Raw genomic sequence first — 17,375 nt, 5'->3', positions numbered from 1 at the left:
CCGGCCGGGCTTCAGACGTGCCCGGGCCCGTCGTCGGCGGTGAGGCGCTCGAGCCACGCGAGTGTCGCGCGGGTCATGTCGGCCGGGCGGCCCGCCGATTCGAGCATCGCGAGCGCGTCGCGCACCTCGTGCTCGCGGCGGGAGGCGTGGCGCTGCGTGCCCTCGACGAGCCGGCGCACGAGGGCGTCGCCGTCGGGGCCGAGCTCGCGCGCCATCTGCTCGCGCATCCAGTCCTCGGAACCGGCCGCGCGCGCTCCGTCGAGCGACTCGATCACGAGGGCCCCGAGCCCCTTCATGAAGACGCTCCGCAGCAGCCGCAGCTTCGCAGCCTCGCCGGCATCCCCGTCCAGCACCTCGATCGGCACCTCGAAGGGCGCGAGCCGGTCGGCCAGCGCCTGCGCACCCGAGCCGCTCGCGAGCATCGGGGTGCGGTGTCCCGCGCGCACGACCGGCGCGAGCACGGCGGCATCGGCCATCAGCACGTCGCGGTCGGCGGCCAGCCGCGCGATCCGCTGCTTGATCTCGGGCGAACCGGTGTTGAGGTCGGCGTAGACGGCGCCCCGTTGCAGGTGCGGCAAGGCGTCGCGGGCGACGGATGCCGCAGCCCGGCCGCTCACCAGACTGAGCGTGACCTCGGCCCCGTCGAGGGCCTCGCCGAGATCGGCGAACTGCGCGACCTCGGGCGCACCGAGCTCGTGGGCCGGGTCGAAGCCGCGGACCTCGGCGCCGGCGAGGGCGAGACCGCTCGCGTAGCGCCGTCCGGCTTCGCCCAGCCCGAGGACGGCGATCCTCGTGGACGTTCGGGCCGTCATCGCAGCTCGCCCACGGGCTCGACGAGTTCGCCGGGCAGGACACCGGCGTCGTGCGGGTCGGTCTCGAGGCTCTCGAAGTATTCGAGCGATCGCCGCGATCCGCTCACGACGGAGCGGATGCCGTGGGTGCGCTCGTCGACATCGGGCCGGTAGGCGGCGGCGAGGTCGCGCGAGATGCCGGCCGCAGCGCGACGCAGCAGCTCGACGTATGGATGCGCGGACGAGCCGTCGTTGGGGATGACCACGCCGATCGCGGCGTACACGGTGCCGCCGGGGCCGTTGATGGGCACCGCGATTCCCCGCGACTCGAGGTGGATGAATCCGTCGGCGACCGCGTGCCCGTCGCCGCGCACCTGGCGCAGGCGCTGGCGCAGCTCGGCCGCGGTGCGGATGGTGTTCTCGGTGTACACGCGCAGACCGTGGGCGACGACGTCGGCGACCACCGACGCGTCGGCGTACGCGAGCAGCACGAGTCCGCTCGAGGACGCGTGCAGCGGGATCCGGCCGCCGATCAGCGTCGCGTTGATGACGGCGTCGCGCGTCGACATGCGGTCGATGAACAGCACGTCCCGTCCGCTGAGCACGCCGAGCTGCGCGTGCTGCCGCACCCGCTCGTGCACCGCGCCGAGCCACGGCCGTGCGATCTCGCGCAGGCCGAGGGCGCCGGGCGTGCGGCTCGCGAACTCCCACAGCCGCACGCCCAGGCGATAGGTCCGGTCGGGCAGGCGCTCGAGCAGGCCCTCCTGCTCCAGCTCGGCGATCAGCCGGTGGGCGCTGGAGCGCGGGATGCCGGCGCCGTCGGCGATCTCACTGAGGGTGAGGAACGGATGCCACGCATCGAACGTCTCGAGCACGCGCAAGTGCCGATGCAGCACCGACTCGCCGGCTGATCCTCGTGCCACGGCATCCTCCTCGATGACGCCGCCATGCTAGCCCGGAATTCCGTTGAAGCGAACGTCCCGTCAGGAATCGGAGCCTGGGCGAGTCCGAGGGTCACAGCTCGATCCGCGTTCCGAGCGGGAGTCGGCGGACGCGGTCCTGGACGTCCGCGGGGGCATCCGCGATCGCTGTCGCGAGCCCCGCCACGCCGTCGGCAAAATGCGACCACCCCTCGTAGTGCACGGGGACGGCGACTCTCGGTCGCGTCAGTGCGACGAACTCCATCGCGCGACTGCCGGTCATGGTGTACCTCACGGGGCCGGTCACGCCGAACTGCACCCCGCCGACATGGACGATGAGTACGTCGACCGTTGTCGTGCGGGCGAATCGGCGCAGGGCGGCATGGAGTACGGTGTCGCCGGTCACCCATACCGAGGCGCCGCCGCACCGGAGCAAGAAGCCGACGACCGGACCGACGATCGGCCGCGACATCGGGGGACCGTGCCGCGCAGGAGTGGCTGTCACCTCGAGCGGTTCGCGGCCCGGTGCCTCCAGCACGGTGCGCTCCCCGACGCGCAACCCGCGCGCACCCGTCAGCCCGAGCCGCCCGGCGGCGCGTCGGGTCGTGAGAACCGTCGGCACGGCAGGCAGGAGTGCTCGGCCGGCGCGGTCGAGGTTGTCGCCGTGCTGGTCGTGCGTGAGAAGCACGGCGTCCAGGTCGGGCAGATCCGTCGTCGCCAGTGCCGGAGCGGCGACCTTGTCCGACGAGGTGCCCCACCCGAAGACGTAGTGGTCGCCTGCCGGGTCGAACGTCGGGTCGGTGATCAGACGCCAGCCGCCCAGTTCGACGAGCACCGTCGGTCCGCCGACGTGGGTGAGGATCACCTCGCGTGTGCGATCGCCCACTCGAGCACCTCGTCGGCGATCGCCTCCCAGCCGCGCTGGGCGGGGAGCAGATGGGCGTATCCGTCGTACACCTTGACCTCGGTCACCGTGTCGGACTTGTAGTGCTTCGCGTTCGATCGCTGCACCGACGGGGGCATGATGTGATCCTCGGAGGCAGAGACGAACAGCAAGGGTGCCCGCTGGTCGTTGTGGTAGTCGACCCAGATGTCCTGGGGGCCGGGCTGGAAGTTGGCGAGCACGCTGCCCCACAGGATCCCGCCGTTGGCAGGGATGTGGTAGCGCTCGTACGTGGCGCGCGCCTCCTCTTCGGGGAAAGTGTTGGTGAACGCGTACTTCCACTGCTCGTAGTCCAGGCCGACGGCCTTCTTCCGATTGCCGGGACTCTTGAGGACCGGGAACGTGGACCGCACCTGGGACGGCGGCACGACCCTCACTCCCTCGGTGGGAGCGGAGTTGAGCGCGACGGCGGCTGCTCCGAAACCGTGGTCGAGCAGGACCTGGGTGAACGCGCCGCCTGCCGAGTGGCCGATGATGATCGGCTTGGTGTCGAGCTCGCCGAGGACGCCCTCCAGTTTGGCGATGATCTGCGGGACGGTGAGGTCGGCGATGATCTGCGGATTCGCCCTCAACTCCTCGACTTCGACTTCGAATCCGGGGTAGCCCGGGGCGAGCACCCGGTAACCCTTCGACTCGTAGTGAGTGATCCAATGCTCCCAGCTCCTGGGCGTGACCCAGAAGCCGTGGACAAGGACGATGGTGTCCGGCTGTGTCGTCATGTGCGTGCTCCGATCGTCGTGGGATGGATTGGCCGAAGGTCAAGACAGGAGGAACTCGAGGAGGTCGTTGTTGAGCTGGTCCTTGTGGGTGTCGGTGATGCCGTGCGGGGCGCCGGGATACACCTTCAGCGTGGCGAGGGGGACCCGTTCGGCCGTCTTCCTGCCGCCGACCTCGAACGGAACCACCTGGTCGTCGTCACCGTGGATGACGAGCGTCGGCACATCGACCTTGTCGAGGTCGTCACGGAAGTCGGTCGCGGAGAAGGCGGCGATGCACTCATAGGCGTTGCGCGCGCCGGCCTGAAGGCCCTGGAGCCAGAAGGCGTCGCGCATGCCCTGAGATGGATGCTGGCCCTCGCGGTTGTTGCCGAAGAACGGTCCGTCCGCGAGGTCCCGGTAGGTCTGGGACCGGTCGCCGAGCGACGCGGCCCGGATTCCGTCGAACACTTCGATCGGCACTCCGTCGGGATTGTCGTCGGTCTTCAGCATGAAGGGCGGCACCGCGGAGACGAGAACGAGCTGTGCGACGCGGCTGGTGCCGTGCCGCCCGATGTAGCGGGTGACCTCGCCCCCACCGGTGGAGAAGCCCACGAGGGTGACCGCTTGAAGATCGAGAGCCTTCATCAGGACGGCCAGGTCGTCGGCGTAGGTGTCCATGTCGTTGCCGTGCCAGGTCTGCGTGGAGCGGCCGTGCCCGCGGCGATCGTGGGCGATGGCGCGGAAGCCGTGCTCGGCGAGGAAGAGTTGCTGTGCTTCCCAGCTGTCGGCGTTCAAAGGCCATCCGTGGGCGAGGACGACGGGTCGGCCGCTTCCCCAGTCCTTGTAGAAGATCTGAGCGCCGTCGCCGGAGGTGACGTAGGGCATGCTGGATTCCTTCCGTTCGGGCGGGGTGTGGCGGTGGGCTCCGTCCCGTGATAATGCTGTCGTGCCCCGTGATGCGCCATCCCCTGTCGATAGGTCACAGTCTCGGAGTACCGGAGCCGCTCCGGGGCGCGCAGGCCGTCAACCTTCGAACTATTCGGGACAGGAGCGTCCGTGGCACACCGTGTTGTGATCGTCGCGCTTCCGGGAACGTTCGTGCTCGACCTCGCCGTGGCCGCGCAGGCGTTCGGGCGCCGGCCGTCGGTGTTCTCCAAGATCCGCGTAGAGACCTCGCCGCCCTACGATGTCCGCGTCTGCGGCAGCGCCGCGCTCGGCACCTCGCTCGGCTTCTCCATGAGCGAACTAGGACCCCTCACGGAACTCTCCCACGCAGACACCGTGATCGTGCCGGGCCTGGAAGCGCCGTGGGAGCCCCAGGACCCGGCGCTGCTGGACACCATTGCGGCGGCGGCAGCGCGGGGCGCCCGGATCGTGTCGCTGTGCGCCGGGGCGTTCGTCCTCGGGCAGGCAGGCGTGCTGGACGGCCGGAGGGTCACGACGCATTGGGCGCTTGCCGAAGAGTTCCGGGCGGCGTTCCCGGCGGCGCATCTCGTCGAGCACGCGATGTACATCGACGATGGCTCGGTGCTGACGTCTGGCGGCATGCTCGCATCGGCCGACTTGTGCCTGCATATCCTTCGGCTCGACCACGGCCAGGCGTACGCCAATGACGTCTCGCGCATCCTGATCAGCCCGCCGCACCGGGTCGGAGGTCAGGCGCAGTACGCCACCGTGCCGGCCCGCCCGCTCACCGGCGCCCTCGCGCCGGTGATGCAGTGGATGCTCACCAACCTCGCCGAGCCGTTGTCGCTGGAGACCGTGGCTCGGCACGCGCACATGAGCCCCCGCACACTGGAGCGTCGGTTCCGCACCGAAACCGGCGAGAGCCTCCAGGCGTGGGTTTCGCGGCATCGGGTCGAGCGGGCGCGAGTCCTGCTGGAGGAGACGGACCTGACGATCACGAACGTGGCGTACACGTCAGGATTCGGCTCCACCCAGGTGATGCGCCGGCACTTCCTCCTGCACACCGGCGCGAGTCCGAGCGACTACAGAACGGCGTTCAGGGCACCCCAGCAGGTGTGAGTTCCTTCCCGTCAGGAATCGGAGCGGTACACCGTGCGGGCGTAGTCGTGGAACGGCGCGGGGGCGACGGTCGCGCGGATGCGCACCTGCCGGTGCGTGCGATCGACCGAGTCCTTGCGCGAGATGGGGTCTTCGCCCCACACCACCTCGACCTCTTCGCCGTCGCGGATGCCGGTGTCGAGTGTCGCCAGCGACATGTACAGCTGATCGAACGCCACGTATCCGGCATCCGTCGAGATCCCCACACGCTCGCCGCCGCGCAGGACCTCGTCCATCTGGTACAGCCCGTAGCGGGCTTTGGGAAAGTCGAGGAACTTCGCCGGCGTGCCGGGTTCGATCTGCGACCGCACCACAGCGGCGACGTCCTCGGAGTTCCACAGCAGCGTCACTTTGCGACGCTGCTGCTTCTCGGCGTGGCGCTCGAGCGCCTCACGACCGTGGAAGTCGTGGTCGAAACGCACCGAGCGCCCGAGTCCGATGTCGAACGGGGTCATGTAGAAGTCGTGGATGTCGTCGGAGTGCAGCGATCCCGCGACCGAGCCGATGCGAGCGGCCGGAAGCCACTCGCGATACTCGGCGAAGTCGTCGTCGAACACCGCGGGGAAGGGGGTCGGCACCCAGCCCGACTCGAGCGGTGACGAAGAGTAGGCCTTGGCGCCCACGCGTCGGATGTCATGCTCGGCGCCTGCCTCGAGGATCGCCTCGAGCACGATCTCGTTGTCTTCCCACGGTCCGTAGAACTCGAACCCGGGCTGGCCGGCCATGCCGTGGCGCAGCGCCTTGACCGGGCGCCCCGCGATGGTGACATCGCCGATGTGGAAGAACTTGATCTCGGGGGGCGGCCCGCCGAAGATCTTCTCCATCACGATGTCGGCCTTCGGTCCCTGCAGCTCGTAGCGGTAGAACGTCGGCGGTCCCTGGCGCATGTGCGAGTTCGCCTCGAGGCGGTACCGGACGTCCTTGCCGGCACCCTGCGCCTTCTCGATGTTGAACCGCACCCAGTCGATGAGGATGTGGTGGCCGATGAGCACCAGGCCCTCGGGTCCCTCGGCGTTGTAGAACAGGATGCCGTCGCCGATGAGGTAGCCGTCCCGGTTGACCGAGATCAGCTGCTTCGCCACGCCCGGCCGGAAGGTCACGAAGGTGTTCGGCGAGATCGAGCTGAGGACGGGGATGAGATCGGCGCCGTCCAGGAAGAGCTGCGTCATGTGGTGCGACTGGTCCATGAGCGCGACGGTGGTGCTCCACGCGCGCTGCTCGTCGCGCCAGTTGGTGAACTCGGGTGCCACCGGGAAAGTGAATGCGGGCCAGTTCTGGTTGCGCAGCAGCTCGATGGGGCTGCCTGCACGCTCGATCGCCTGGGCCAGTGATTCCGTGCCCGTCTCGGTCATCGTATTGGTCATCGTCGACCCTCCTGTTCGTTGCGGTCAGCGTAGGTCGAGGTTTCGACACCCTGGTGGAAGATTCCGATGAACGGAACTACGGGATGCCGTGGGGCATGTGCGGGGCGACCATCGAACAAGCACTTCGCGGCGTCGCGGGAGCAGAACGGTCACAATTCGCGCACAGTCGCGCGGTTCACACCAAAATCGTTGACAATCTGACTGGGGATCCGTAGTTTTCCCAGCAGGGGAGGACTCGAGTCCCCTGTCGACGCGACGCCGCTGGGCGGCGATGTCGTCGACCGCGACGACGCAACGAAGCGAAAGGGCAGCATGGGCGCGCGATTGACGGTGAGCGACGTCAACCTTCACTTCGGCGGCGTGAAGGTCCTGCAGGAGGTCTCGTTCGGGGTCGGTCCCGGCGAGATCTTCGGCCTGGTCGGACCGAACGGCGCGGGCAAGACCTCGCTGTTCAACTGCATCAGCGGCCACTATCGGCCGAGTTCCGGATCCATCCGCATCGACGAGGCCGAGGTGCGCGGCGCGCGACCGGCGACGCTCGCACGGCACGGCCTTGCCCGCACGTTCCAGCACCCCGCGCTGCAGCTGCGCGAGACGGTGCTCGAGAACGTGCTGCTCGGCGCCCACAGCCGGCTGCCCGGCGGGCCCGCGGAATGGTCGCTCCGCCTGCCGCGCACTGCGCGCGCCGAACGCGAGCTGCGTGCCGAGGCCATGGACCTTCTCGAGGCGCACGGACTCGGCTGGGCTGCGGGTAGGCGCGCCGACGAGCTGTCGCACGGCCTGCACAAGGGCGTCGAGCTGTGCCGTGCGCTGCTGATGAAGCCCCGGCTGCTGCTGCTCGACGAGCCGGCGGCCGGCCTGCCGCACGGCGAGGTGGAGACTCTGATCGAGACCGTTCGCCGCGTGCGGGACGCCGACATCACGGTGATCATCGTCGAGCACAACATGGGGCTGATCTCGGCACTGACCGATCGCGTCATGGTGCTCGACCACGGGCGCAAGCTTATGGAGGGCACCGCGGCCGAGGCGCAGGCGGACCCGCGCGTGATCGAGGCTTACATCGGAAAGGACGCCGCGGATGACGCTGCTTGAGCTCGTCGACCTGACCGCGTCGTACGGACCCATCCGGGTGCTCGAGAGCGTGTCGCTGACCGTCCCGGACGGCGGGGCGGTCGGCATCCTGGGCGCGAACGGCGCCGGCAAGACGACGACGCTCCGCGCGATCTCGGGCGCCGTCCGCTCGACCGGGACGCTCCGCTTCGACGGCAAGGACCTGCGAGGTCTGCGGCCCGATCAGGTCGCGGCGCTCGGCATCGCGCATGTGCCTGAGGGACGCGGCACGCTGTCGGATCTGACCGTGCGCGAGAACCTCAAGGTGGGCGCGTACCTCCGCAAGGACCGCAAAGGCATCGCGTCCGACATCGACTACTGCCTCGACCTGTTCCCGCAGCTCCAGGAGCGCATCCGCTCCAACGGTTCGGCTCTGTCGGGCGGCGAACAGCAGATGCTCGCGGTGGCCAGGGCGATCATGGCCAAGCCGCGGCTCATGATGCTCGATGAGGCCTCGCTCGGACTGGCGCCCAGCACCGCACGGTCGGTCTACGACGCGATCGGCCGGCTGCGACGCGAGTCGGGCATCGCGATGCTCGTCGTCGAGCAGAATGCGAACCTGGCATTCACGCTCGTCGACACCGCCACCGTGCTCGAGACCGGCCGCAGCGTTCTCACGGGCACGTCCGCCGAGCTTCGCGGCATGGACGAGATCCGCCGCGCGTACCTGGGAGGCTGACGGATGGGGACCTTCATCCAGCTCGTGGTCGACGGCCTGTCGACCGGCTCGATCTACGCGGCGCTCGCGCTCGCGATCGTGCTGGTCAATCAGGCCACCGGCCTCATCAACTTCGCCCAGGGTGGCATGGCCGTGCTGTCGGCCTACGTCGCGTGGGCCGTCTACGGCTGGGGCGTACCGCTCGTCGTGGCGATCCTCGTGGCGATCGTGTTCTCGTTCCTGCTCGGCGCGGTGATCGAGCGCTACCTCATCCGCCGCTTCGAAGGCGGCGACCCCGACACCGCGGTCGTCGTGACGATCGGCCTGCTGACCCTGATCACCGGCATCTGCGCGTGGATCTGGACCTACAACAACCGGCTGTTCCCGTCGCTGTTCCCGCTCGAGACGGTGCAGATCGCCGGGGCGGTGATCAGTGTTCGCTCGCTCGGGACGTTCATCGTGATCGTGGCCATGATGGGAGTGCTGCAGGCCTTGTTCATCGGCACGAAGCTCGGGCTGGCGCTGCGCGCGGTCGCCATCAACCCGCACTCGTCGGCGTTCTCGGGCCTGCCGGTCGGACGCCTCCTCATGGTGGGCTGGGGACTCGCGGCTGTGCTGGGCGCGGTCGCCGGAGTGCTGGTCGCGCCGCAGTTGACCCTCACGCCCGGAATGATGGACTCCGCGCTCGTGTACGCGCTCGCGGCCTGCATCCTGGGCGGACTGTCGAGTCCCGTCGGCGTCGTCGTCGCGGCCTGGCTCATCGGCGTGCTCGAGAACCTCGCCGCCGTCTACGTGCCCTTCATCGGCCACGACCTCAAGATCGCGGTGCCCTTCATCCTCATCTTCGTGGTGCTGATCATCCGGCCTCAGGGCCTCTTCGGCCGGAAAGCGGTGGTGCGCGTCTGATGTCGACCACAACGGATCTCAATCGCACCCGCCCCGCCGCGGCATCCGGCTTCTTCTCCAAGCCCTGGGTGCAGTGGGCCGGCGTCGCGCTGATCGTCGTCCTGCTGCTCGTGCTGCCGCTGCTGCTGCCGGAGTTCGCGAATCAGACCATCGCGCGCATCGGGGTGTTCGCCGTCGCGGTGCTGGGCCTCAACGTCGTCATGGGCTACACCGGCCAGGTCTCGCTCGGCCAGATCTTCTTCGTCGGGCTGGGCGCATACGTCACGGCGTACGGCGTCGACCAGGACTGGAACGTCGTGCTCGTCTTCGTGCTGGCGTGCCTGGTGCCCGCCGTCGTCGGGCTGCTCATCGCCCTCGCTGCGGCCCGGCTGGGGGGCCTTGCCATCGCGATGGTCACGATCGCCCTTCCCATCGTCGGAGTGCCGCTGGCCAAGCGGCTGTCGGACTTCACCGGCGGCTCGCAGGGCACCTCGGCGCGATTCACGGATGCCCCGGAATGGACGGGTCTGTACGACGACCAATGGCAGCTGTACCTGGTGTTCCTCATCGGCGGCATCACCTTCCTGCTCACCCGCAACCTGGTGCGGGGCAAGTACGGGCGCGCCTTCGCCATCGTGAAGGGCAACGAGGCGGTCGCGGCATCCATGGGCGTCTCGCCGTACCGCTACAAGGTGCTCGCCTTCACGATCGCGTCGCTCATCGGCGGCGTGAGCGGCTTCCTCTATATGGTGGTCGTGCAGTACACGTCCCCCGAGACCCTGCACTTCGGACACTCGATCGAGCTGCTGGCCTCGATGGTGATCGGCGGCGCGGGGAGCATCCTCGGTTCGCTGCTGGGCGGCGCGTGGTACGTGCTGGTGCCGCAGATCACGAACATCATCGATCCGAACATCACGGCCGTCCTGCAAGGAGCGATCCTGCTCGTCGTGCTGTTCGTCCTTCCCGGCGGCCTCGTCTCGCTCCCGAGACTGTGGCGCCGCCGCCGCTCGTCGGGACAGCACTCGTCAGGGCCGCGCTCTGACTCACCGGCCGAAGAGTCACCGACCGCACAGCCACCGACCACACAGCCACACACCACACAGCCACACACCACACAGTCAGAACCAAGAGAGAGGCAGGACCCATGAGCATCAACCGCAAGAGGATGCGGATCGCTTCGGTCGTCGCGGGGATCGGCGTCGTCGCCGTCCTCGCTGCCGGATGCGCCCGAGGTGGGGGCGGCGATGGTGGCGGAGACGGCGGCGGCGAAGCGGCCGCGAGCCCCGGCATCACCGACTCGTCCATCACGCTCGGCATCACGACTCCGCTCAGCGGTCCGACCGCGGGACCGGGCACCTGCACGGTCGCCGGCATCACCGCGTACTTCGGCGCCCGCAACGCCGAGGGCGGCGTCGAGTTCGGCGACGGCCAGACCCGCACCGTCGAGATCGAGGCGCTGGACGACGAGTACGACCCGCAGAAGGCCAAGGCCAACTACGACCAGCTCAAGGGCAGCGTGTTCGCGATGACCTCGGGCCTGGGGACGCCGACGAACCGCGCCTGGCGCGAGGCGGCGATCGCCGACGAGGTGCCCCAGGTGCTGATCCAGACCGGCGACCCGATCTTCAGCGATGCCGAGGAGAGCCCGTGGCAGCTCGGCTTCGTGCCGATCTACCAGAACGAGGGCGAGGCCTTCGGTGAGCTGCTGGCCACCTCCGGCGAAGACCACAAGGTCGCGATCCTGTCGCAGAACGACGACTACGGCGAGGGATACGTCGAGGGCTTCAAGTCGGCCATCGAAGGCGCCGACAACATCGAGATCGTCGGCGAGCTCACCTACGAGGCCACCGACGCCTCGGTCGACGCGCAGCTGACCGAGCTGGCGGCGACCGACGCCGACGTGTTCTTCAACGCGATGTCGATCACCCCGCTGGTGATCTCGTCGCTGCAGAAGACGCAGGAGCTCGGCTGGCTGCCGAACTGGTTCCTGCCGTCGAACACGTCCAGCCCGGGAGCGATCCTCGAGCCCGGCGGGGCGACCGCGTTCCCCGGCGTGTACACGGTGTCGTTCGCGAAGGCTCCGCAGAGCCCCGCGTACGCGGAGGACGAGGACGTCGTGGCGTTCCTCGACAGCCTCGCCGAGTACGCGAACTACCCCGATGTGCCGGCCTTCCCGCACTGCATGTGGAGCTACATGATCGGCGCGACGCTCGAGCAGGTCTTCGCCAAGATGACCGAGCCGACGCGCGAGGACTTCATGGAGCAGCTGCGCACGATCTCGGACTTCCAGGCGCCGCTGATGCTCGAGGGTACCGCGGTCGACACGACCCAGGACGGCCAGCCGGCGGTGTCGTCGCTGCAGGTGGTCAAGTACAACGGCAGCGGCTACGCGCCGGCCGAGGCCTGGGGCGAATGAGCTGAGCACATGACGAAGGGGCGGCCGGAGGCATCCGGTCGCCCCTTCGTTCGTGAGAGGGCAGGTGTGCGGCGCGCGCGGCGTCCTGCCTCGTCACTCCATGCCGTGGAGCACGTCGACGATGCCCGACAGGTGTGCGCGAGTCGCGGCCTCGGCGGCGTCGGGGTCGCGCGAGAGCATCGCGTCGATGATCGCGATGTGCTCGGGTGCCGAGCGCGCGGCCCGGCCGGGATGGAACGCGAGCCGGAACTGGTGGCGCGCGGACTGCGCGCGCAGACGCTCGAGCAGCTGGGTCGCCGTCGCGTGGCGGCTGAGATCGCGGATCCGCCGGTCGAGCTCCTGGTTGAGCCGCGAGTATTCGACGAGGTTGCCGGTCGTCACCGCGACCTCGATCGCCGCGCGCAGATTGCGCAGCTCGGCGGCGTCCTGGTCGGTCAGATTCTCGGTCGCCTTGCGTGCGCACAGCGTCTCGAGCCCGATGCGCACTTCGACGATCTCGATGGCCTCGTCGACGCTGATCGCTCGCACGCGCGCACCGCGGTTGGGGAGCCTCTCGACCAGGCCCTCGCCGGCGAGATTGAGCAGCGCCGTGCGGACGGCCGCGCGCGATGCTCCGTACTTCTCGCTCAGATCGGCTTCGATCAGACGCTGGTGAGGAGCGAACTGCGCGTCCAGGATGGCGTCCCGGATCTGCTGCGTGAGGTCGAGGCGTCCGGTGGCCTCTTCCGCCTCCGTCGCCGCGGCATCCGTCATCTCTGCTGTCCCCTTTCGACGCCGTCGTCCGTGCTCCGACACTATCCGGTGGCCAGGGTATTTCATACGAGATTCACGCGAATATCGTCGACAATCTTGATCCTTGCGCATGGAAGATGCACCCTGGAACCGGGCGAACAGACGCACAGAGAGGTGGTCGTGCCATGAGCGGCACTGCGACGGAGACCGGAGTTCGGACGGGACTGTTCATCGGCGGTGAAGAGCGGTTCACCGACGATGTGCTGGCAGTGGCGGATCCGGGCAAGAAGGGCGCGATCGTCGGCGAAGCGGCGGCGGCATCGCCGGACGACGTGGCCGACGCGGTCGCGGCCGCCAAGGCCGCCTACCCCGCCTGGACGGCGCTGAGTCCGCAGGAGCGGGCGCAGCTCATGACCGAGGCGATCGCCGGGATCGCCGACGAGCGCGACGAGGATGCCGCGATCCTGTCGCAGGAGAACGGCAAGGTGAGGATGGAGGCCTGGGTCGACGCGCTCGTGTTCGAGATCCGGTGGAACCTCGCCCTCATGCTGGTCGACGAGGTGGACGCGTCCAAGACGCTGCCCGTCGTTCCCGGCGCGATCCCGGTGTCGACCGAGGTCTCGTACCAGTCGCTCGGAGTGGTGACCGTGATCGTGCCGTTCAACTGGCCGATCGCGATCCTCGGCGCCTCGCTGCCGCACGCTCTGCTCGCCGGCAACACCGCGATCGTCAAGCCGCCGCCCTCGGCGCCGCTGGCGACGGCACGCGTGGTGCAGCGGGTGGCCGAGAAGCTGCCGCCCGGCGTGCTCAACGTGGTCACCGGCAAGGACGAGAACATGGCGGGGCTGATCCAGAACCCCGACGTGGCGAAGGTCTGCTTCACGGGGTCGGTCAATGGTGGCAAGCGCATCATGGAGATGGCGTCAAGGACCCTCACGCGGGTGACGCTCGAGCTCGGCGGCAACGACGCCGCGGTCTTCCTCGAGGACGCGATCCTCGACGAGACGCACCTCGACCGACTGTTCGCGGCGATCTACGACACCACCGGGCAGATCTGCATGAACGCCAAGCGCGTGTTCGTGCATCGGTCCCGCCTCGAAGAGGTAGTCGCGGGACTCACGGCCCGGCTCGAGAAGGCGGTGCTCGGCTACGGCCTCGACGAAGGCACGACGATGGGCCCCCTGCATCAGCCGGCGCAGAAGGCGTTCGTCGACGAGATCATCCAGGAGGCGAAGGATGCCGGAGCCGACGTCCGGGAGTTCGGTTCGATGCCCGACGGCGACCTCGCCGGCGGCAACTTCGTGCGGCCCGCGCTCGTGGTCGACCCTCCGCTGGGGCTGCGCGTCGTGACACAGGAGCAGTTCGGCCCCGTCATCCCGATCATCCCCTTCGACACCGAGGACGAGGCGGTGCGGCTCGCGAACGACACCTGGGGCGGCCTGTGCGGGTCTGTGTGGACGGGGTCGCCCGAGGCAGCGCAGCGCGTCGGTTCGCAGCTGGAGTGCGGGTATGTATGGGTCAACGACCACGGCGCCACCCGCCTCGATCTGCGCGCCCCGTTCGGCGGCATGAAGCAGTCCGGGTTCGGTCGGGAGCAGGGCATCGAGGGCGTCCGCGCCTTCCAGGACACTCGCTCGATCGCGACGATCGATCCGGAGGCGCTCGCCGCGATGGCGCACTGACCGCCGGCCGTCGTTCGGCGGGTGCCATGATGTAGGCCATGACTCTCGCCGACGAGGGGCCCGGCGGGCCCGGGATCCGCCGCGCGTCTCCGGTGCGGCACGTGCTGACGATCTTCGGCGACTACTGGTGGCACATCGACGAGCCCATGCCGACCGGTGCGCTCGTTCGGGTGCTCGGTGATCTGGGGCTCAAAGAGGCGGCCGCCCGCGCCACACTCGCGCGTATGTCGAAGAGCGGCCTGCTGGTCGCTGACCGCAACGGCCGGCGGACGACGCATCGCCTCACCGAGCGCGCGGCATCCATCGTCGATGAAGAGGCGTCCTGGCTCGACACCTTCGGAGTCGAGGAGCCGGCGTGGGACGGACTGTGGACGGTGCTGGCGTTCTCGATCCCCGAGTCGCAGCGGTCCACGCGCCACCTCGCGCGGTCGCGGCTCAAGTGGCTCGGGTTCGCGCCGCTCTACGACGGCGTGTGGCTCTCGCCGCTCGACCACTCCGACGAGGCGATGGCGCAGCTGCGAGAGCTCGGCCTCGCCGACGTGACCGCGATGCGCGCCAGTCTCGAGACGTCGATCCAGGGCGGTCCGCAGTCGGCGTGGGACCTGCAGGCCGTGGCAGAGCAGTACCAGGAGTTCGCGGCGGCTGTCGCGGCGACGGATGCCACGACCCCGGTCGCGGCCTTCGTCGAACGCACGCGGCTCATGCTGGGGTGGCAGGCCTTCCGCGTGCTCGACACCGGGATGCCGGCCGAGCTGGTGCCGACGGGGTGGCCCCGCGTGAGCGTGCGGCGCGCCTGGATGCAGCTGTACAACCGGCTGGGTGGTCCCGCCGAGGAGCACGTGCGCCGGGTGGTCGGCAGCATCGATGCCGAAGCGCGCGAACTCGTGACGAGCCGCCGGCTCTCCGATAGTTGATCTTTCATTGACGCGCGTCACACAGAGTTCTACTCTGTGGCGTGAGGGCGGCAATGGGGCCGCTCCACTGACGACGATGTCGGAGGATTCGATGAAGCGATCCAGGTACAGGGCGCGCGCATTCGGGGTCGGCGTGCTCGCCGCATCCGGTGCACTGATGGCGGGGCTGCTGCTCGCGCCGGCCGCGGGCAATGCGGCGCAGCCCGTTCAGATCGACGTGCTGTCGGGGCGCGCCGATTCGGTCTCGGGCGGCGATGCGCTCGTCTCGGTGACGGGTGCGCGCCGCGACTTCCGCATCGTGGCGGCGGGAGTCGATGTGACCGAGTCGTTCCAGCCGCTCGGCGGCGGCCTGGTCGGACTCGTCGACGATCTTCCGCTCGGTGTGAGCGAGATCACCGTGACGAAGAAGAACGGTCAGGTGCAGACCTCGCTCGAGGTCGAGAACCACCCGATCACGGGCCCGGTGTTCTCCGGGCCGCAGCATCCGATGTACTGCACCGCGTCGGGGGCGCCGTGGAATCTCGGGGCGGTCGACGAGGACTGCCACGTGGCCGCGCCTGTCGTGAGCTACCGCTACCGCACGACGGCCGGTCAGTTCGCCGCGTATCCGACGGATGGGTCGGTGCCGGCGGACGTCGCGACGGCGACGGTCTACGGACTGAGCGTGCCGTACGTGGTGCGCGTCGAGCGTGGGACGATCAACCGGGCCGTGTACGAGACCGCGATGCTGCACCAGCCGGGAACACCCGAGCCTTCGCCGGTGCAGGCCGAGCCCGGCTGGAACGGCAAGCTCGCGTACACGTTCGGCGGCGCGTGCGGTGTGGGCTACTGGCAGGGCAGCAGCACCGGCGGTGTGCAGAACGACCTGTTCCTCAGCCGCGGGTATGCCGTGGCATCCGCGACCTTCAACGTCTATGCGCAGAACTGCAACGACGTCACGAGCGCCGAGACCGCGATGATGGTGAAGGAGCACGTGGTCGAGCAGCTCGGTCCCGTGACCTACACGGTCGGTTCCGGCGGGTCGGCCGGCACGATGCAGCAGCTGCTGCTGTCGAACAACTACCCGGGGATCCTCGACGGTGTGCTCGGCGAGATCGGCTACCCCGACGAGCGGTCCACCACGATCGGCGGCCACGATTGCCGCGGCCTGCAGAACTACTGGAACTCGCCCGCCGGTGCCGGATGGACCGAGGCGCAGAAGGTCGCCGTCACCGGTCATGCGCTCTCGGGAACCTGCTTCGGGTTCACGTTCTTCGACGGAGTCGACGACCCCAACCGGGGCTGCAACGCGGCGATCCCGGTCGCCGACCGCTGGTCGCCGTCGAACCCCGACGGGCTGCGGTGCACCATCGCCGACATGGTGAAGAACGTGTACGGAACGGATGCCTCCGGCCGTGGCCTGCGCGTCGAGCCCGACAACGTCGGCGTGCAGTACGGCTGGAATGCGCTGCAGAAGGGTGCGATCACGGTCGAGCAGTTCGTGTCGCTCAACGAGCGCATCGGCGGCATGGACGTCGACGGCGCCCGCACCGCGGAGCGGTCCGAGGCCAGTGTCGAAGCGATCGAGCGGGCCTACGAGACCGGCCGCATCAACATGATGACGGGCGGTCTGGAGTGGACGCCTGTGATCGAGATCCGCAACTACACGGATCCGACCGGCGACTTCCACGAGCGCTACCGCTCGGCGATCATCCGGGAGCGGATGCTGGCCGCTCACGGTGATGCCGGCACGCACGTGAGCTGGACCGGGGCGAACATCCCCGCCAACACTGCGGCGATGCGTGCTGCCGCACTCGACCAGCTCGAGGCGTGGCTGGACGCGATCGAGGCGGCGGGTGGACCCGGTGACCGGGAGCGCACGATCGCGGCGCGGCCGGCCGGATTGGTGGACGGATGCTTCGACGCCCAGATGGGCTTCATCGAGGAGGTGCTGGACTACGACGACCCGACGACGGCGTGCAACCAGCTCTATCCCTTCCACTCGCAGCCGCGGGCCGAGGCCGGCATGCCGCTGCTGGCCGACGGGCTCAAGTGCGCGCTCACCGACGCTGAGCGTGCCGACTACCCGGCGATGAGTGACGAACAGTGGCAGCGCCTGTCGGCGGTGTTCCCCGACGGCGTGTGCGACTGGTCGCAGCGCCCGCAGGGCTACGCCGAACTCGAGGGAACCTGGTTGAGCTTCGGCTGACCTCGGCACC

At 69.1% G+C, this 17,375-nt stretch carries 16 protein-coding genes; 9 read left to right on the top strand and 7 right to left on the bottom strand.

From position 1 onward, the window contains the following. Window positions 1-11 precede the first annotated feature (11 nt). From ACLKM7_RS04915 to ACLKM7_RS04895, 5 genes are all read right to left on the bottom strand, one after another. Window positions 12-812, bottom strand: coding sequence for a DUF1932 domain-containing protein (locus ACLKM7_RS04915; RefSeq protein ID WP_436446044.1), 801 nt, complete (start codon window positions 810-812; stop codon window positions 12-14). Continuing rightward, a complete protein-coding gene (locus ACLKM7_RS04910) occupies window positions 809-1,714 on the bottom strand; it encodes an IclR family transcriptional regulator (protein WP_436446043.1) in 906 nt (301 codons plus the stop codon). Before ACLKM7_RS04910 ends, ACLKM7_RS04915 begins: the two co-directional genes overlap by 4 nt. A gap of 91 nt (window positions 1,715-1,805) precedes the next feature. Next, window positions 1,806-2,597, bottom strand: a complete 792-nt coding sequence (locus ACLKM7_RS04905; protein ID WP_436446042.1) for an MBL fold metallo-hydrolase — start codon at window positions 2,595-2,597, stop codon at window positions 1,806-1,808. Further along, window positions 2,573-3,373 (bottom strand): alpha/beta hydrolase, encoded by an 801-nt coding sequence (locus ACLKM7_RS04900; RefSeq protein WP_436446041.1) that lies wholly within the window; start codon window positions 3,371-3,373, stop codon window positions 2,573-2,575. Before ACLKM7_RS04900 ends, ACLKM7_RS04905 begins: the two co-directional genes overlap by 25 nt. A gap of 39 nt (window positions 3,374-3,412) precedes the next feature. Beyond that, window positions 3,413-4,237, bottom strand: coding sequence for an alpha/beta fold hydrolase (locus tag ACLKM7_RS04895; RefSeq protein ID WP_436446040.1), 825 nt, complete (start codon window positions 4,235-4,237; stop codon window positions 3,413-3,415). Window positions 4,238-4,408: 171 nt separating this feature from the next. Here ACLKM7_RS04895 and ACLKM7_RS04890 point away from each other — a divergent pair, with 171 nt between their 5' ends. Then, on the top strand, window positions 4,409-5,377 hold the full coding sequence (locus ACLKM7_RS04890; protein WP_436446039.1) for a GlxA family transcriptional regulator: 969 nt from the start codon (window positions 4,409-4,411) through the stop codon (window positions 5,375-5,377). Between the two features lie 11 nt (window positions 5,378-5,388). Here the strand turns inward: ACLKM7_RS04890 and ACLKM7_RS04885 are convergent, their stop codons facing one another. Further along, window positions 5,389-6,780: an aminomethyl transferase family protein gene (locus ACLKM7_RS04885; RefSeq protein ID WP_436446038.1), complete on the bottom strand. Its 1,392-nt coding sequence runs from the start codon at window positions 6,778-6,780 to the stop codon at window positions 5,389-5,391. Window positions 6,781-7,110: 330 nt separating this feature from the next. Between ACLKM7_RS04885 and ACLKM7_RS04880 the strand changes: the two genes are divergently transcribed. Genes ACLKM7_RS04880 through ACLKM7_RS04860 form a run of 5 tightly spaced genes read left to right on the top strand, consistent with a single transcriptional unit; the run spans window position 7,111 to window position 11,849 of the window. Continuing rightward, window positions 7,111-7,872, top strand: a complete 762-nt coding sequence (locus ACLKM7_RS04880) for an ABC transporter ATP-binding protein (RefSeq protein WP_436446037.1) — start codon at window positions 7,111-7,113, stop codon at window positions 7,870-7,872. Continuing rightward, on the top strand, window positions 7,859-8,569 hold the full coding sequence (locus ACLKM7_RS04875; RefSeq protein WP_436446036.1) for an ABC transporter ATP-binding protein: 711 nt from the start codon (window positions 7,859-7,861) through the stop codon (window positions 8,567-8,569). Before ACLKM7_RS04880 ends, ACLKM7_RS04875 begins: the two co-directional genes overlap by 14 nt. Before the next feature lie 3 nt (window positions 8,570-8,572). Next, window positions 8,573-9,454 (top strand): branched-chain amino acid ABC transporter permease, encoded by an 882-nt coding sequence (locus ACLKM7_RS04870; protein ID WP_436446035.1) that lies wholly within the window; start codon window positions 8,573-8,575, stop codon window positions 9,452-9,454. Continuing rightward, on the top strand, window positions 9,454-10,581 hold the full coding sequence (locus ACLKM7_RS04865) for a branched-chain amino acid ABC transporter permease (RefSeq protein ID WP_436446034.1): 1,128 nt from the start codon (window positions 9,454-9,456) through the stop codon (window positions 10,579-10,581). The genes ACLKM7_RS04870 and ACLKM7_RS04865 overlap by 1 nt, the downstream gene beginning before the upstream one ends. Beyond that, the gene (locus ACLKM7_RS04860) at window positions 10,578-11,849 is read left to right on the top strand and encodes an ABC transporter substrate-binding protein (RefSeq protein ID WP_436446033.1); all 1,272 of its coding nucleotides are present in this window, start codon (window positions 10,578-10,580) and stop codon (window positions 11,847-11,849) included. The genes ACLKM7_RS04865 and ACLKM7_RS04860 overlap by 4 nt, the downstream gene beginning before the upstream one ends. A gap of 93 nt (window positions 11,850-11,942) precedes the next feature. On the opposite strand, the gene ACLKM7_RS04855 is transcribed toward ACLKM7_RS04860, so the two are convergent. After that, the gene (locus ACLKM7_RS04855; RefSeq protein ID WP_168913068.1) at window positions 11,943-12,602 is read right to left on the bottom strand and encodes a GntR family transcriptional regulator; all 660 of its coding nucleotides are present in this window, start codon (window positions 12,600-12,602) and stop codon (window positions 11,943-11,945) included. 164 nt (window positions 12,603-12,766) lie between these two features. Between ACLKM7_RS04855 and ACLKM7_RS04850 the strand changes: the two genes are divergently transcribed. The 3 genes from ACLKM7_RS04850 to ACLKM7_RS04840 all read left to right on the top strand — a co-directional run bounded on the left by ACLKM7_RS04850 (window position 12,767) and on the right by ACLKM7_RS04840 (window position 17,365). Continuing rightward, window positions 12,767-14,263, top strand: a complete 1,497-nt coding sequence (locus ACLKM7_RS04850) for an aldehyde dehydrogenase family protein (RefSeq protein ID WP_436446032.1) — start codon at window positions 12,767-12,769, stop codon at window positions 14,261-14,263. Between the two features lie 38 nt (window positions 14,264-14,301). After that, on the top strand, window positions 14,302-15,177 hold the full coding sequence (locus ACLKM7_RS04845; protein WP_436446031.1) for a PaaX family transcriptional regulator: 876 nt from the start codon (window positions 14,302-14,304) through the stop codon (window positions 15,175-15,177). Window positions 15,178-15,268: 91 nt separating this feature from the next. Further along, the gene (locus ACLKM7_RS04840; RefSeq protein WP_436446030.1) at window positions 15,269-17,365 is read left to right on the top strand and encodes a DUF6351 family protein; all 2,097 of its coding nucleotides are present in this window, start codon (window positions 15,269-15,271) and stop codon (window positions 17,363-17,365) included. Window positions 17,366-17,375: the final 10 nt, after the last annotated feature.

It is taken from the genome of Microbacterium sp. I2 (assembly GCF_051364985.1).
Classification (GTDB): Bacteria; Actinomycetota; Actinomycetes; order Actinomycetales; family Microbacteriaceae; genus Microbacterium.
The sequence above is the reverse complement of the archived record's forward strand: the minus strand, read 5'-3'. Positions and strand labels throughout refer to the sequence as shown.

Excerpts from the sequence above, each read along its gene's own strand:
- ACLKM7_RS04900 (WP_436446041.1), bottom strand. The coding sequence starts at position 3,373 with ATGACGACACAGCCGGACACCATCGTCCTTGTCCACGGCTTCTGGGTC.
- ACLKM7_RS04915 (WP_436446044.1), bottom strand. The coding sequence starts at position 812 with ATGACGGCCCGAACGTCCACGAGGATCGCCGTCCTCGGGCTGGGCGAA.
- ACLKM7_RS04845 (WP_436446031.1), top strand. The coding sequence starts at position 14,302 with ATGACTCTCGCCGACGAGGGGCCCGGCGGGCCCGGGATCCGCCGCGCG.
- ACLKM7_RS04855 (WP_168913068.1), bottom strand. The coding sequence starts at position 12,602 with ATGACGGATGCCGCGGCGACGGAGGCGGAAGAGGCCACCGGACGCCTC.
- ACLKM7_RS04885 (WP_436446038.1), bottom strand. The coding sequence starts at position 6,780 with ATGACCAATACGATGACCGAGACGGGCACGGAATCACTGGCCCAGGCG.
- ACLKM7_RS04850 (WP_436446032.1), top strand. The coding sequence starts at position 12,767 with ATGAGCGGCACTGCGACGGAGACCGGAGTTCGGACGGGACTGTTCATC.
- ACLKM7_RS04895 (WP_436446040.1), bottom strand. The coding sequence starts at position 4,237 with ATGCCCTACGTCACCTCCGGCGACGGCGCTCAGATCTTCTACAAGGAC.
- ACLKM7_RS04870 (WP_436446035.1), top strand. The coding sequence starts at position 8,573 with ATGGGGACCTTCATCCAGCTCGTGGTCGACGGCCTGTCGACCGGCTCG.
- ACLKM7_RS04840 (WP_436446030.1), top strand. The coding sequence starts at position 15,269 with ATGAAGCGATCCAGGTACAGGGCGCGCGCATTCGGGGTCGGCGTGCTC.
- ACLKM7_RS04875 (WP_436446036.1), top strand. The coding sequence starts at position 7,859 with ATGACGCTGCTTGAGCTCGTCGACCTGACCGCGTCGTACGGACCCATC.
- ACLKM7_RS04865 (WP_436446034.1), top strand. The coding sequence starts at position 9,454 with ATGTCGACCACAACGGATCTCAATCGCACCCGCCCCGCCGCGGCATCC.
- ACLKM7_RS04860 (WP_436446033.1), top strand. The coding sequence starts at position 10,578 with ATGAGCATCAACCGCAAGAGGATGCGGATCGCTTCGGTCGTCGCGGGG.